Source organism: Pyxidicoccus sp. M15, from assembly GCF_056858435.1.
Genome location: NZ_CM166495.1, coordinates 1,844,439 through 1,859,730 on the forward strand (window position 1 = coordinate 1,844,439; position 15,292 = coordinate 1,859,730).

Sequence of the window (15,292 nt, forward strand, 5' to 3'; positions counted from 1 at the left end):
GGCCGGCACACCCGGAGGGACGTGGAGCGATGGCGGCGCAGGAGCGGATGGCGAGCGTGGACGCGCTGTGGTTCCACATGGAGGAACCCGCCAACCTGATGATGATTACCGCCGTGCTCTGGTTCGAGGGCCGGCTGGATTTCGAGCGGCTCCGCGCGGTGGTGCGTGAGCGGCTGGTGGAGCGCTACCCGCGCTTCCGCCAGCGGGTGGTGCCGGGGCGGCTGGCCGTCCCGCACTGGGAGGAGGTGGCGGAGCTGGACCTGGACGCGCACCTGTCGCGCCTGACGGTGCCAGCGCCGGGAGACCGCGCCGCGCTGGAGACGCTGGTGGGGCAGTGGATGAGCACGCCCCTGGAGCGCTCGCGGCCGCTGTGGCAGTTCCACGTGCTGGAGGGGGCGGATGGCGGCGACGTGCTGCTGTGCCGCCTGCACCACTGCCTCGCGGATGGGATTGCGCTGGCGCGGGTGCTGCTGACGCTCACCGACATGGAGGGCGCGGAGGAGGGCGTGGCGGCGCAGCTGCGCGAGCCGCGGCGTGCGCCGTCGAGCGGGCTGGCGCGGTGGGTGCGCGGGGCGCGGGCGGTGGCGGGCACGGCGCGCACGGTGCTGAAGAAGGGAGCGGAGCTGGCGGCGGAGCCCATCCTCGCGGGAGACCTGGTGCGCCAGGGGGCCCGGGGCGCGGCGGCGCTGGGGAAGCTGCTGGTGATTCCTCCGGACCCGCACACGCCGCTGCGCGGGCCGCTGGGGACGCAGAAGCTCGCGGCGTGGTCTTCCCCGGTGCCGCTGGAGCAGGTGAAGGCGGTGGGCCGGGCGCTGGGCGGCACGGTGAACGACGTGCTGCTGGCGGCGGTGACGGGGGCGCTGCGGCGCTACCTGGAGGCGCGCGAGGCGTCGACGGAGGACGTCCATGCGCTGGTGCCCGTGAATCTGCGGCCGCTGGACGCGCCGGTGCCTCGCGAGCTGGGCAACCGCTTCGGCGTGGTGTTCCTGCGGCTGCCCGTGCACCTCGGTGAGCCCCAGCGGCGGCTGCGCGAGCTGGCCCGGCGGATGGGGCAGGTGAAGCAGTCGCCGGAGGCGGTGCTGACGTTCGGCGCGCTGGAGGTGCTGGGGTATGCGCCCGCGGCGGTGGAGCGGGCGATGGTGGACGCCTTCGGCTCCAAGGCCACGCTGGTGGCCACCAACGTCCCCGGCCCGCGCGAGGCGGTGTCCGTCGCGGGCACGAAGCTGGGCGGGCTGACGTTCTGGGTGCCGCAGGCCGGACACCTGGGCTTGGGGGTGAGCCTCTTCAGCTACGCGGGGCAGGTGACGGTGGGCGTGGCCGCGGATGCGGGCCGGATGCCGGACCCGCATGCGCTCATCCGCGCGTTCCACGACGAGATGGAGGCGCTGGCGGGGGTGGCAGTGCTTACGGGCGATTGAGCGGGCACCGAACTCGGGGCCGCGCGCCGTGGGGCCGGCGCGCGGCGCGAGGTTTAAAAGATTCCGGGTACCTCAGTTCAAGTGCGTGGTCACACCCGCGTTGCCGAAGCCGACGATGTCCGCGCGGCCGTCCCCATTCACGTCGGCGACGGTGCGCGGGTGCATCTCCACGCGCCAGCCTCCAACGCTGTTGTCATAGCCAAACTCCGCCAGCCAGTACTGGACAGCGGTGAAGCCGGTGCCGGTGGACAGCGCGACGTGCACACCCACAGTGGAGAAGCCGACAATGTCCGCGCGGCCGTCCCCATTCACGTCGGCGACGGTGCGCGCGTGCATCTCCACGCGCCAGCCCTGGTTGTAGCCAAACTCCGTCAGCCAGTACTGGCCAGCGGTGAAGCCGGTGCCGGTGGACAGCGCGACGTACACACCTCCATTGGAAAAACCGACGATGTCCGCACGTCCGTCCCCATTCACGTCGGCGACGGTGCGCGGGTGCATCTCCACACGCCAGCCCTGGTTGTAGCCAAACTCCGTCAGCCAGTACTGGCCAGCGGTGAAGCCGGTGCCGGTGGACAGCGCGACGTACACACCTCCATTGGAAAAACCGACGATGTCCGCACGTCCGTCCCCATTCACGTCGGCGACGGTGCGCGGGTGCATCTCCACGCGCCAGCCTCCAACGCTGTTGTCATAGCCAAACTCCGCCAGCCAGTACTGGACAGCGGTGAAGCCGGTGCCGGTGGACAGCGCGACGTGCACACCCACAGTGGAGAAGCCGACAATGTCCGCGCGGCCGTCCCCATTCACGTCGGCGACGGTGCGCGCGTGCATCTCCACGCGCCAGCCCTGGTTGTAGCCAAACTCCGTCAGCCAGTACTGGCCAGCGGTGAAGCCGGTGCCGGTGGACAGCGCGACGTACACACCTCCATTGGAAAAACCGACGATGTCCGCACGTCCGTCCCCATTCACGTCGGCGGTGGTGCGCGGGTGCATCTCCACACGCCAGCCCTGGTTGTAGCCAAACTCCCGGCTCCACAGTACGTCACCGTAGAGTTGCACGACGCCCGCGATGTCGGTCGCGCTGAGCTGCCCGTTCCCATTCCAGTTCGGGTTGCAGTAGTTCATCACCGACTGGAGGTCCCACGCGCCAATCATCAGGTTGCCGTTGGAGCCCTGCGCGGGCTCCGTGCAGGTGGACGGGCGGTCCGGGCGGTTCTGCTCGTGCGCGAAGCCGAGCGCATGGCCGAACTCGTGCACCGCGATGGCCCGGATGCAGAACTCCCGCTGGGACTGGCAGCTCGGGCCCCAGTTGACGAAGGTGAAGTTGAGTTCCATGCCGTTGACGTAGCCGTCCAGCCGGCTGCCGAGTTGCTTCACGTGTGGCCCCGTGTCCGCGATTCGGATGCGGATGCCGCGCGAGGTCGAGGTGCACGTGCCCCAGCCGACGAAGTCCACCCGCGAGACACTGCCCCAGGTGCTCTCGGCTGCGTTCTGCACCCAGGCCCGCTCGGTGGCGTTCGCGGTCGTCGGGTTCTCCCAGCAGACGCTGATGACCGGGGAACCCCAGAGGGAGGTGGTGTCGACGTAGAGGTCCTGCGCGTCCGTCGCGACGGACTGCGCCTGCTCGACGGGCGCCGGGGGCTGCTCACCGGCGCCACAGCCCGAGGCGAGGAGGGTGCCCGACAGGGCCAGGAGGAACGGTAGGAGTGAATAGGGGGTGGTTTTCTGCACGAGGCTCTCGCTTTTCGGGGCGGCACTGTCCGGCCCCGGCGGGAGCAAAGCAGAAACACGGGCTTACTGCGTGAAGCCGGTGTCACGACCCGGCCCCTGCCTCAGAGCAGCCCGTGCTCCTCCAGCTTGTTGTAGAGCGTGCGCCGGCTGATGCCGAGCAGCCGCGCCGCCAGCGTGCGGTTGTCACCCGCGCGCTTCAGCGCGTCCACCATCGCCTGGCGCTCCATGCCCTTGCGCTGGGACTCCAGCGTGAGCCCCGAGTCCGTGGTGCCGCCCGTACTTCCGGGCTGCGCGGCCGGCGCGGCCACGGTGGGGGCGGGGGACAGGCCCGGCTGGCGGGCCAGCTCGCGCGTCACCTCTTCACCCGTGAGCACCTGCCCGTCCGACAGCACCACCAGTCGCTCCAGGAAGTTCTGGAGCTGGCGCACGTTGCCCGGCCACGGCTGCGCCTGGAGCACCGCCAGCCCCTCCGCGGTGAGCGTGAAGGGCGGCCGGCCGTTGGCCTTCGCGTGCGCCTCCAGGAAGTGCCGGGCCAGCGGCTCGATGTCCTCCGGGCGCGTGCGCAGCGGCGGCAGCTCCACCGGCACCACGTTGAGCCGGTAGAAGAGGTCCTCGCGGAAGCGGCCCGCCTTCACCAGCTCCTCCAGCGGTTGGTGCGTCGCCGCGACGAAGCGCACGTCCACCTTCACCGGCTGCGTGCCGCCCAGCCGCTCCAGCTCGCGCTCCTGGATGACTCGCAGCAGCTTCACCTGCATGGAGAGGGGGATGTCGCCCACCTCGTCCAGGAACAGCGTGCCGCCGTGCGCGAGCTCCACCCGTCCGGGCTTGCGCGTCGCCGCGCCGGTGAACGCGCCCTTCTCGTAGCCGAACAGCTCGCTCTCCAGCAGCGTGTCCGGCAGCGCCGCGCAGTGCAGCTTCACGAAGGGCCCCGCGCGCCGCGGGCTGCCGTCGTGCACCGCCTTCGCCGCCAGCTCCTTGCCGGTGCCGGACTCGCCTCGCAGCAGCACCGTGGCCGTGCCCGTGGCCGCCTTCGCGAGCATCACCTGCACGTCCGCCATCGCCTTGCTGCGGCCGATGAAGGGGCCGGGCCCGCGGAGCGGCTCTCTCGCCGTGTCGTCGTGCGCGCGCAGCAGGGCCTTGCGGATGGTGAAGAGAATCTCCTCCCGGTCGAACGGCTTGAGCACGAAGTCCGCCGCCCCCGCCTTCATCGCCTCCACCGCCAGCGGCACCGTGCCGTGCGCGGTGAGCAGGATGACGGGCACGTCCGGCCAGCTTCGCGACACCTCGCCCAACAGCTGCATGCCGTCCATGCCCGGCATGCGCACGTCGCTCACCACCACGTCGATGGGCTTGCGCCCCAGCAGCGCGAGCGCCTCCTGCCCGTCACGGGCGGTGTGCGTCGTCAGCCCCGCCTGCGTCAGCAGCGCGCCCAGCACCTTGGCCACCGCCGGGTCGTCATCCACCAGCAGTACGTTCCCCTTCAATGGCTCGCTCACGCGGCCTCTCCTTCCCCGTTCGACAGGTCCTGGACGCCCGACGGCAGGCGCAGGCGGACCACCGTACCGTGGCCCTCACGGCTTGTCAGGGACACCTCGCCGCCGTGCGCCTCCACCACGCGCCGCACGAAGGCCAGCCCCAGGCCGCTGCCCGTGGCCTTGGTGGTGAAGAAGTCGTCGAAGGCGCGCTCACGGGTGCGGGCGTCCATGCCCTCGCCCGTGTCCTCCACCTCCAGCGCCACGCCCGCGCCGTCCCGCAGCGTGCGCACCGTGAGGGTGCCGCCCTTCGTCATCGCCTCGAAGGCGTTGCGCACCAGGTTCTCCAGCACGTTGGCCAGCAGGTCCTCGTCCCCCGAGCAGGGCGGCAGGCCCGGCGTCAGCTCGCGGACGATGGAGACCTGGCCCGGGCTCGCGAAGGACTGGAGCGACAGCACGCCGTCCACCAGCCGGCCCAGGTCCACGGGACGCGGCAGCGGCTCCACCCGGGCGAGGCGCTGGTACGTGTCCACCACCCGGTCCAGCCGCTCCACCTGCTCCAGCAGCAGGTCGAGGAACTCCCCGTGCCCGTCCCACGGCTGCCCGCGCGCGTGCTCCTCCTTGAGGTACTGCGCGGCGCCCTTCATGGCGGCGATGGGGTTCTTCAGGTCATGCGCCATCTGCGCGGAGAAGCGGCCCAGCGTGGCCAGCCGCTCCATCCGCTCGCTCCGGGTGACGAAGGCGGTGACGCCCCGGCGCGTGGCGGCCACCAGGCCGAACGTCACCGCGGTGGTGCACACCACCAGCGTGCCAGCCTGCCCGGCGAAGAAGCGGAAGACGGTGAGGTACGCCAGCACGCCCGCGCCCGCCACCACCGCCGCGTGCAGCGCCATGCGCGGCGCCCCCGCGTCCCGGCCGAAGAGGCCGAAGCGCAGCGCCACCGTGGCCATCACCGGCACGCCCAGCAGCGTGCCCAGGTTGCCCAGCCGTGGAACGTCGAGCCCCAGCTCCGCCGTCAGCTCCGTCAGGAGCAACGCCACCAGCAGCGTCAGGCCCAGCAGCACCAGCCCCGCTCTCGCCCGCTCGTCCGCGTGCTGGGCCCGGCGCAGGTGCAGCACCAGCAGCGCGAAGCCACCGGCGAGCGGCGGCCCCACCAGCACCGTCACGAGGAGGCCGAAGCGCAGCGTGAGCAGGCGCTCCACCAGCGAGGGCGCGCCCAGCCCCGCAATCATCGCCATGCCCAGGGCGCTGGAGACGGCGTAGGTGCCGTACATGGCCCACGCCAGGCGCCGCCGGCTTCCCACGAAGGACAGGATGAAGTGCAGCGTGCAGGGCACCGTCATCAGCCCCGCCGCGAAGCCCACCAGCGGCCAGCCCGGGTCTCCCGAGCGCTCCAGCGCGAAGCCGGAGAAGTTCCACGTGGCCAGGGTGATGGACAGCAGCGACAGCGGCAGCGCCAGCGGGCTTCTCCCCACGCGCGAGAGCGCGATTCCCGCCAGCGCGAGCAGCCCCAGGCACGCCACCAGGCTGAGCCACATCCCGCCCGTCATGGGGGGCTCCCGTACGCGGTGCAGTGCGACGACAGCGGCTTCATGCGCGGGACCGGAAGTCGTCGATGTAGCTCGTATGCGTCACGAGCCCCCCGGACTCGCTCCACAGGTGCAGCTGGCAGGCGGGCGGCTCGCGGACCATGGCGAGGCGGCCGGGGACCTCCAGGTCGAGCACCAGCTGGAGCATGGTGCTCGGGCAGGTGCTGGCCACCGTGCCCGCGAAGCGCTTCACGATGGGCCGATGCAGGTGTCCGCACAGGACGCGCTCGACTTGCGGATGGCGGCCAATCACCTCGGCCAGCGCATTCGCGCCCTCCAGCCCCATTCCATCCATGACGCGCAGGCCGGTGAGGAAGGGCGGGTGGTGCATGAACACCAGCGTCGGCTTCTTCGGGGCCTCGGCGAGGCGCGCGTCGAGCCACGCCAGCCGCTCGCCGCACAGGAGTCCGCCCGGCTTGCCCGGCACGTGCGTGTCCAGGCCGATGAGCCGCAGCGGGCCCTGCTCCACCACGTAGTGGAGGAAGCCCTTCGCGGGAAGGTAGCCGAGGTGCCCGAAGGCGGTCCGCAGGTGCTCCCGGTCATCGTGGTTGCCGGGGATGACGAACCAGGGCATGGGCAGCGGCTTCAGCAGGGCCGCGAGCCGGACGTACTCCTCGGGGCGCCCGTCGTGGACGAGGTCTCCCGTTATCAGCACCGCGTCCGGGCGCGGCTCCAGGCGACACAGGTGCTGGACCGCGCGCTCCAGGAACGGAGAGCTGTCGGAGCTGCGTTCCACGTCCGAGTCGGGAGTGCTGATGTGCAGGTCGGAGAGCTGCGCGAGGAGCATGACCGCAGGCTACCAGCATCGGCCCGGTGGCGACCTCCCGGGCCCCCAGGCAGGGGAGGGCTACAGCATGCCCAGCCGGCGCGCGTTGGCCGGGTCCACCGCCGCGGCTTCCCAGCGGCGCACCGCCACCTCGCGCTCGGCCTCGGGGGCATCCGCGTAGTAGCCGAGCGTGTCGTTGAGGGCGCGGCTCAGCTCTTCAATCGCCGCCAGCCGCACGTCCAGCTCGCGGTGGCGCAGCGCCGTGACGAGCCAGTCCGCGCGGCGGCGGCTGCGGTTCTCCGCCCACCACGTCGCCCACTGGCGCGGGCTGAGTCCGAAGGTGGCGCGCGTCACCTCGCGCAGCGCCTCGGCGCCGGCCTGGGCGCACATCTCGTCGTCGCTGCCGGTGAGCTGGATGAGGCCCTCAATCGCCTCCCGGTCGTGCAGCGCGCCCAGGGCCCGCGCGGCGAGCGAGCGGCGCATCGCGTCCCGGTTGCCCAGCTCCTGGCGCAAGTCACGCAGGGCCGCGTCCAGCCGGGGCAGCTGCTTCAGGGCGGAGGCGGCCACGCGCGCGGCGCTGGAGATGTCCGGCTCCATGTCGAACAGGCCACGCAGCACGCCGTCCACCAGCTCCACGTAGGGCAGGTTGCCCGCGGTGAGCAGCGCGAAGTAGCGCGTGTCCGCGTCATGCGAGTCCAGCAGCGGCGCCAGCGCGTGCGCGGCGGGGCGGCCCAGCCGCGAGAGGGCGCCGGGGATGGGGCCCAGCTCGTCCGCCTCGGGCAGCTCCACCACGGGCAGGCGGCTCCACGCGGTGGGGCCGGGGAAGTGCTGCGACAGCACCTTGGCGCTGGCCTCGGGCGAGCGCGCCAGCTCCGCCATGGCGTTGGCGCGCTGCGCGGCGTCCGGGCCGGTGAGGCGCTTGAGCAGCGGCGCGAAGTCCGGCGGCGGGCGCTCCTCCTGCGACTGCGCGCGCGGAGGCAGCGCGGCGGCGCGGCCCATGTTGCCCGTGGCGCCCCGGCCGAAGAAGGGGCTCCAGCCCAGGCCCGCGACGACGGCGGGCGCGGGGGCCGGCAGGGCGGCGACCGGCACATCCACGTCGATGGTCAGCTCCATCTCCTCCGTCGAGCGCAGCTCCGACACGCGCTGCTTGCGGAAGAGGATGAGCTCCTGGAAGGCGGCCGGCAGGTCCTGGCAGAACAGGATGTAGTCGGACAGGCGGCGCTGGCTGATGGGCTTCTGGCCGCAGTCGCCGTAGAGGATGGCCACCAGCCGGCCCTTCACCTCCACCGGGTACAGGAAGACGGTGCGCGGCGTCTGCCGGCCGAACAGCTCCAGGTAGTGCCGGGTGAGCGCGTCCGGCGGCAGCGGGCCCGCGTAGCTGCCACGGGTGACGGCCACCGTCCGGAAGACGCTGCTCGCGTCGAGCGGGACGGACACCTGCGTGAGCTGCTCGCCCGCCATGCCCTCGCCACGGGCCTCCAGGCCCTGCGCGGCCCCGCGCACCACGGCGAAGGAGGCCACGTAGTCGAACGTGCGGCGGCCGAAGCGCAGCGCGACGTCGATGAGCCGGTCCCGGTCCTTGGTGGCTTCCTTCAGCGCGGCGCGCGCCTGGGACAGCGTCCAGTCCGGTACGTCCTGGCTCGCGGCGGCGGAAGGCTGCGGGCGGGCCTCGGGCGCGGCCGGCTCGGAGGCGCGCGGCTTCGGCGCGGCGTTGGGGTTGGGGAAGACGAGGAACGCGGGCTCCGCGGCGCGCGCGGGCGCCGGCGGGACGTCGGCCCTGGCCAGCGGCGAGGCGAAGCGCAGCGTGGCAGGGGACTCGGGGGCCGGCGGCTGCGCGGGCGTGCCCGGCGGCCAGACCTGCGGGGTGCCAGCGACGGCGTTGGCACCCGGCTGCGCGGCGGCGGGCGCGGGAGGCCACACCTGCGGGGTGCCCGAGGCGGGCCGCTGCGGAGGCGTGGGCGGAGTCGCGGTCCGGGGAGCGCCGTTGGCCGGGCCCGGCGTCGACGCTGCCGCGGGCTGAGCCACCGGCGCGGTGGCCACCGCGGGCTTCGCCGAGGACTGTGGAGCGCCGCCGACGGCGGCCTGCGGGCTGGCGGCGATGACGGGCGGGGCGGCCTTCGGTGCGGGCTGCTGCGGGCCAGCGGCGATGACGGGCGGGGCGGCCTTCGGTGCGGGCTGCTGCGAGCCAGCGGAGACGACGGGCGGCGCGGCCTTCGCCACGGGCTGCGGAGCGGAAACGGCGGGCGGGGCGGCCGTCGCCACGGGCGGCTGCGGAGCGGCGACGACGGCCGGCGCGGCCTTCGCGGGCGGAGGCGGCGGCGCGGCCTGCTCGCCCTTCGGCATGTTCAGCCGGAGCGGAGCACGGACGAAGGCGGGCGGAGCCGGGGCGAGCGCCTCGGCCGGCGGCGGGGGCGGGCGCTGCGGCTCTCGCGCGGGAGGCTCGGCGCGCGCGGCCGGCTCACGCGGCGCGGAGCGCACCTCGGAGGGCAGCGGCTCCTGCGCCACGGAGCGCGCCAGTCGCTCCACCATGTCCGCGGTGAGTGAGTCCTCCTGGGCCTGGGGCGGCGGCGCGGGCGGGGTGGCGGCCTTGCTCTCGGGGTCCAGCGCGGCCGCGAGCTGGGAGAAGCGCGGCGAGAGCGGCTGCCGGTAGATGGTGGAGACCCACTCGCGGATGCGCACCTCGGTGGCCACCCACAGCTCGAGCGGCTTGCCGAGCAGGAAGCCCACCTCGTCGAGCTCCTTCTTCGGCACCGGATAGCCGCACGCCACGTGCAGCGTGTTGCCGTCCAGGGACAGCGGCACCACGCACAGGCGCTCGGCGATTTTCGGGGGGATGAAGGAGGCGACGTCCGTGTTGGGCTCGAAGTCCATCAGGTTCACCGGCCGGAAGCCGGAGACCTCGCCCAGCAGCGCGAGCACGTCCGCCTCACCGGCGACGCCGTGCTCGAGCAGCACGGTGTCCATGTGCCCGCCCTGTGCCTGGTGCTGGCGCAGCACCTCCCCCGCCTTCTCCTGCGAGAGAAGCATGCGCGAGACGAGGAGCTGGGCGAGGCGGGCGGGCATGTAGGACGCGGCATCTTACGGCCGCGGCCGCAAGGCACAATGAAACGGAGGGGTCAGCTGGGTTGGACGACGAAGGTGGACGTCAGCTTGTCATGCAGTGTCTGCCCGCGCCGGTCGAAAAGCGCCATCCAGAATCCGCCCAGGAAGAGCACGAAGGACAGGCTGGCGAGTATCGCGCGCACGATGGCGCGACCCGGCGCCGGGGCGACGCCGTGCGTGTCCACGAGCCGCAGCCCGAGGAGCAGCCGGCCGAGCGTGCGCCCGTTCCAGAGGAAGGCCGCCACCGCGCAGTACACGAGCGCCAGGACCAGCACCAGGAAAAACCCCGGCAGCAGGACGGTATGGAGCGCGCGCAGCCACGCGACGAAGGCATCCAGGCCCACCAGCCCGGCCTCGGGCGCCTTCGTCCCCGTCACCGAGGAGGCGAGGGTGATGTAGAGCGCCGCGACGCCGGCGATGGCCGCCGTGTCGACGGTGAAGGACAGCAGCCGGCGCCACAGCGAGGCCGGACGCGCGTGCACCTCCGCCGGGTTGCCGGTGGCGGAGACGCTCTTCGCGGCAGGGGCGCGAATCGCCTCGGAGCGCGCGATGCCCACGGTGGCCGCGGCGGAGGACGCCGGAGGCACCGACTCCATGCGGGGCAGGCCGGACGGCGCGGCCGTCACCGGCAGCTCGTCCATGTGAGGCAGGCCGGACGGCGCGGGGGCCGGGGACTCCATGCGAGGCAGGCCGGACGGCGCGGAGGCCGGAGACTCCATCCGGGGCAGCCCGGACGGCGCGGGAGCCGAGGACTCCATGCGGGGCAGGCCGGACGGCGCGGGGGCCGGGGACTCCATGCGGGGCAGGCCGGACGGCGCGGGCGCGCGGGGCGTGGCGGCCGTGGGCGTGCCGTAGGCGGGCGTCATCGGAGAGCCGGCGGCCGGAGGCTGCGCGGCGCGTGGCGCGGCGGGAGCCTGCGGCGGTGCCACGCGCGGCGTGGCGGCGGGGGCCGGAGCCTGCGGCGCGGCGGCGCGCGGAGCGGCACCGGGCGCGGCCTGCGCAGGCGCCACGCGCGGAGCGGCGGGCGGAACAGGCGGCTGCGCAGCCGCGGCGCGCGGAGCGGCGACACCCGGCTGGGGCGCGGGCATGCGCGGAGCGGCGACACCCGGGTGGCCGGGCTGCGGCGCGGCGGCGCGCGGAGCCGCGGGCGTCGGCAGCAGCCCGGACAGCGGCGCCACGGACGGCGGCGCGTTCGCGCTCTCGACGAAGGCCGGCTCCGAGGCGCGCTCCGCCGAGCGACGGTCAATCCGGATGTCCCGGTCGAGCAGGCTCGGCACCGGGGTGTCGTGGAGGGTTGATGCGCAGGAGGTGCAATCCCCCACGGGCGGAAGCATGGCACCGCACTTCAGGCACTTGGACAACGGACTCCTCCCGGCTTGAACGACATCCACATGAAAGGGCGTTCACGCGCGGGGGGCAAGAAAAGTGCGAACCCCCGAGGTTCCTCGCTTGAGGAACCGTCAGGGGCTCGTCAACCGCTGTATCGACCGTCCCGTTCGAGACGTTCCGTATGGGGTGAGTCACCCCTAGGCATGAACCCGACGTCGTCCCGCTGCCCCGACCAACAAGAGGACGGCGATGGCGCCAATCACCGACATGATGATGCCCGACGGATGCAGGTCGAACAGACGGCCATCACGCTGGAAGAGCGAGCCAATCAGGCCGCCCACGAGCGAGCCCACCATACCGAGCAACGTCGTCGCCACCAGGCCCATGCTCTGCCGCCCCGGGAGGATGGCGCGGGCAATGAGACCCGCGATGAGGCCGATGACGATGAATGCGATGATCCCCATGAGTGTCTCTCCTGTGTTGAGGGACCATCAGGTCCCGGACGGCAGAAACCTAGGAATCACCATCCGACATTGGGAACCCGCCGGGCCCGGGCGCACGACTGGTCGCTCGCTACCCGAGTTCCCCATCCAGGTGCATCATCACCGCCAGAGCCGCCAGAGCCGCGGTCTCGGTACGAAGGATGCGCTTTCCCAGGGTGACGTTTCGCGCCCCCAGCTTGCCGAGTGCATCCACCTCGTCGCGCGCAAGCCCGCCCTCGGGGCCCACCACCAGGGCCACCGGCGTGCCCGGCCCCGCCGCGCGGAACGCCTCGCCCAGCGGCACCGCGGACTCCTCCTCATCCAGCACCAGCAGCACCGTGCCAGCCGCCAGCGCGCGCGCCGCTTCCAGCAGGGGGCGCGGCGTCTCCACGCGCGGCACGTCGTCGCGGCGGCACTGGCGCGAGGCCTCCTCGACAATCTTCTGCCACCGCGCGGTGCGCTCCTCCGCGCGCTTCGGCTCCAGCTTCACCACGCTGCGCGCGGTGGCCACTGGGAAGAACGCGGTGGCGCCCAGCTCCGTGCCCTTCTGCAGCACCCACTCCAGCTTGTCCCCCTTGGGCAGCCCCTGCAGCACGCTCACCGCGCGGCGGGGAGGCGCCACGCGCGCGGTGCCGAGCGTCACGCGCACCGCTTCCGCGCCCACGCCCGCCACGCGCGCCTCGAAGGCGCGGCCCGTGCCGTCGAAGACCTCCAGCGCGTCGCCCTCCACCAGGCGCAGCACGTGGAGGAGGTAGTGGCGGCGTTCTCCGGTCAGCTCCACCACGGCGGGGGCGGGCTCGGGCAGCGGGACGAAGAGGCGGACCACGGCGGCTTCCTCCAGCGGGCTCGGGGCGTCCCGCGTCAGGCAAGGGGGCGCGACTTCAACAGCAAGCCGCCGCCCCGCGCCAGCGCGCTGCTCCGCGCCGTCGCTTCCCGGGCTGTCGGGTGGCGTAAGGCAGGCAGGGAGGCGGACGGCCCACGCAGGGGAAGGGGCCGAGCAAAGCGGCGCCGGTCCTGGTATCTGGCGGGGCCATGTCCACGCTGACCATCGAGACCACCCGCTCGGGGCTGGTCGAGTCCGTCCACGCCGTGTCCGTCGCGGTGGTGGACACGGAGGGCGCGCTCGTCGCGCAGGCCGGGGACCCGCTGCGCTTCACCTGGTGGCGCTCCGCGGCCAAGCCCTTCCAGGCGCTGCCGCTCGTGCAGGACGGAGCGGCAGACCACTACGGCTTCGGCTCGCGCGAGCTGGCGCTGGCGTGTGGCTCGAACTCCAGCGAGCCGATGCACCGGGCGCTCGCCGCGTCCATGCTGCGCGCGTGCGGCTGCGAGGAGCACCAGCTGGCCTGTGGCCCGCACCCGCCGCTGTCCCAGGCCGTCGCGGACGAGGCGCTGCGCGCGGGCGTCGTCATCACCCCGCGCTGGAGCAACTGCTCGGGCAAACACGCCGGCATGCTCGCGCTGGCGCGGCACCACGGCTGGGCCACCCAGGGCTACGAGCGCGCCGGCCACCCGGTGCAGGAGCGCGCCCTGGCGGAGGTGCTGCGCTGGACGGGCCAGTCCCGCGACGCGGTGAGGCTGGGCGTGGATGGGTGTACGGCGGTGTGCTTCGCGCTGTCCCTGCGCGCCATGGCCACCTCCTACGCGCGCTTCGGCGTTTCTCCGGAGCCCGCGGCGCGGCGGCTGCGTGAGGCCATGGTGGCGCACCCGGAGCTGGTGGCGGGCACCGGGCGGCCGTGCACGGACGTCCTGGCGGCGGCGCGGGGCGCGGTGGTGGCGAAGGTGGGTGCGGAGGGCATCTACTGCGCGGCGCTGCCGGCGCTGGGGCTGGGCCTGGCGCTGAAGGTGGAGGACGGGGACGGGCGCTGCTCGGCTCCCGCCCTGCTGTCCGTGCTGGGGCAGGTGGCCGAGCGCCGGGGACTGTCGCTGCCCCTGGCGGACTTGAGGCACCATGCGGAGCCGGTGCTTCGCACCACCCGGGGCGAGCCCGTGGGCGAGCTGCGGGCCACCGGCGCGCTGCGCTTCCACTGAAGGCCGCCGCTCGAACGACTTGGAGGAACACCTCATCATGCGCCGACGTCACAAGCGCCACGGAATGGGCCGCGACACCACGGCGGCCCGCTTCGAGCAGGGCCGCGCCAACGAGGCGGTGGTGCTGGCGGAGAGCTCGCTGGTGGGCGAGCGTCGGGTGTCCTTCCTCCGCCTCGCCGTGCTGGGGTTGCTGGCGTTCACCCAGGGCGTCCTCGCGGAGCTGACCGGAGAGCGCATCCGGCCGGTGATGGACCTGGAGCGCATGCTGGCCATCGGCGGCTACGCGCTGTTCGCCCTCGTCGCCTTCATCGTGCTGCGCTTCCAGAAGCCGCACGCCAACAAGGCCCGGTGGTTCCCGCTGCCCACGACGGTGGTGGACACCGGCTTCTTCTCCTACATGGCGTGGCATACCTTCACGCGCTCCAACCACTTCGACGCCGGCATGCTCGCGGCCAGCCTGGGCATGGTGCTGGCGTTCTCGGTGGCGCGCTACTCGTGGTTGCACGTGCTGCTGTCCACGGCGCTGTCGTCTTCGGCGTACGCGCTGCTCGCGGGGGTGACGAACCACGGCTCCGCGGCGCGCGTCAGCTTCGTCGTGTGCTGCTACGTGGCCCTGGGCGCGCTCATCGCCCTGACGAACGCGGAGGTGGGCGGCATGTTCCTCAACCTGCGCCGCCGCGACGGGCTGTCCCGCTTCCTGCCAAAGCAGGTGGTGGAGCGGGTGATGCGGCTGGGGGACGTGTCCCTGGAGCCGGTGCAGCGCGAGGTGACCATCCTCTTCAGCGACATCCGCGACTTCACCGCGCTGAGCGAGACGCTTCAGCCACGCGAGGTGCTGGAGCTGCTCGACGCGTACTTCGGGCACATGTCCCATATCGTCATGGCGCGCGACGGCATCGTGAACAAGTTCCTCGGGGACGGGATGCTGGCGTGCTGGGGCGTGCCGGACCACCGCGAGGACCACGCGGAGCTGGCCATGCGCGCGGCGCTCGACATGCGGGCGCGGCTGGAGGAAATCAACGCGCACCGGGAGCAGCAGGGCAAGCCCCGGCTGCGCATCGGCATCGGCCTGCACACCGGCGTGGTGGCGGCGGGCATGCTCGGGGGCGCCGAGCAGCACGAGTACACCGTCATCGGCGACGCGGTGAACCTGGCCTCGCGCGTGGAGGGGCTCACCAAGGCGCTTGGCGTGGACATCCTCGTGAGCGAGAGCACCTGGCGGCAGGGCGGTGGACGCTTCGTCGGTGAGCGCCTGCCGGAGACGCACGTGAGGGGCCGGCGCGAGGCGGTGGTCGTCTACACGCTCGAAGGCCGGCTCCCCGCCTCGGAGCTGGCGCCCGTCGTCCCGCCCCTCCCGGTCGCCGCGGGCACGTAG

At 73.2% G+C, this 15,292-nt stretch carries 11 protein-coding genes; 3 read left to right on the forward strand and 8 right to left on the reverse strand.

Features of this window, described 5'->3' with window-relative positions; all coding sequences use genetic code 11:
• The first annotated feature begins 29 nt into the window (after positions 1-29).
• On the forward strand, positions 30-1,418 hold the full coding sequence (locus ACX9TP_RS07335) for a WS/DGAT/MGAT family O-acyltransferase (protein WP_482979006.1): 1,389 nt from the start codon (positions 30-32) through the stop codon (positions 1,416-1,418).
• Positions 1,419-1,490: 72 nt separating this feature from the next.
• On the opposite strand, the gene ACX9TP_RS07340 is transcribed toward ACX9TP_RS07335, so the two are convergent.
• The 8 genes from ACX9TP_RS07340 to ACX9TP_RS07375 form a co-directional block, all read right to left on the reverse strand.
• On the reverse strand, positions 1,491-3,149 hold the full coding sequence (locus ACX9TP_RS07340) for an FG-GAP-like repeat-containing protein (protein WP_482979007.1): 1,659 nt from the start codon (positions 3,147-3,149) through the stop codon (positions 1,491-1,493).
• Between the two features lie 101 nt (positions 3,150-3,250).
• Positions 3,251-4,645, reverse strand: coding sequence for a sigma-54-dependent transcriptional regulator (locus ACX9TP_RS07345; RefSeq protein WP_482979008.1), 1,395 nt, complete (start codon positions 4,643-4,645; stop codon positions 3,251-3,253).
• Entirely contained in the window at positions 4,642-6,171 is a 1,530-nt protein-coding gene (locus ACX9TP_RS07350; RefSeq protein WP_482979009.1) for a sensor histidine kinase, read from the reverse strand. The genes ACX9TP_RS07345 and ACX9TP_RS07350 overlap by 4 nt, the downstream gene beginning before the upstream one ends.
• A 40-nt stretch (positions 6,172-6,211) precedes the next feature.
• Positions 6,212-6,997, reverse strand: coding sequence for a phosphodiesterase (locus tag ACX9TP_RS07355; protein ID WP_482979010.1), 786 nt, complete (start codon positions 6,995-6,997; stop codon positions 6,212-6,214).
• A gap of 60 nt (positions 6,998-7,057) precedes the next feature.
• Positions 7,058-10,039, reverse strand: a complete 2,982-nt coding sequence (locus tag ACX9TP_RS07360) for a GspE/PulE/PilB domain-containing protein (RefSeq protein ID WP_482979011.1) — start codon at positions 10,037-10,039, stop codon at positions 7,058-7,060.
• Positions 10,040-10,092: 53 nt separating this feature from the next.
• A complete protein-coding gene (locus ACX9TP_RS07365) occupies positions 10,093-11,412 on the reverse strand; it encodes an RDD family protein (RefSeq protein WP_482979012.1) in 1,320 nt (439 codons plus the stop codon).
• Between the two features lie 192 nt (positions 11,413-11,604).
• Positions 11,605-11,871, reverse strand: coding sequence for a GlsB/YeaQ/YmgE family stress response membrane protein (locus tag ACX9TP_RS07370; protein WP_482979013.1), 267 nt, complete (start codon positions 11,869-11,871; stop codon positions 11,605-11,607).
• 109 nt (positions 11,872-11,980) lie between these two features.
• Positions 11,981-12,715 carry a 16S rRNA (uracil(1498)-N(3))-methyltransferase gene (locus tag ACX9TP_RS07375; RefSeq protein WP_482979014.1) on the reverse strand — a complete coding sequence of 245 codons (735 nt, stop codon included), beginning with the start codon at positions 12,713-12,715 and terminating at the stop codon, positions 11,981-11,983.
• 206 nt (positions 12,716-12,921) lie between these two features.
• Between ACX9TP_RS07375 and ACX9TP_RS07380 the strand changes: the two genes are divergently transcribed.
• Together ACX9TP_RS07380 and ACX9TP_RS07385 are read left to right on the forward strand one after the other, a co-directional pair.
• Positions 12,922-13,917, forward strand: coding sequence for an asparaginase (locus ACX9TP_RS07380; RefSeq protein WP_482979015.1), 996 nt, complete (start codon positions 12,922-12,924; stop codon positions 13,915-13,917).
• 37 nt (positions 13,918-13,954) lie between these two features.
• A complete protein-coding gene (locus ACX9TP_RS07385; protein WP_482979016.1) occupies positions 13,955-15,292 on the forward strand; it encodes an adenylate/guanylate cyclase domain-containing protein in 1,338 nt (445 codons plus the stop codon).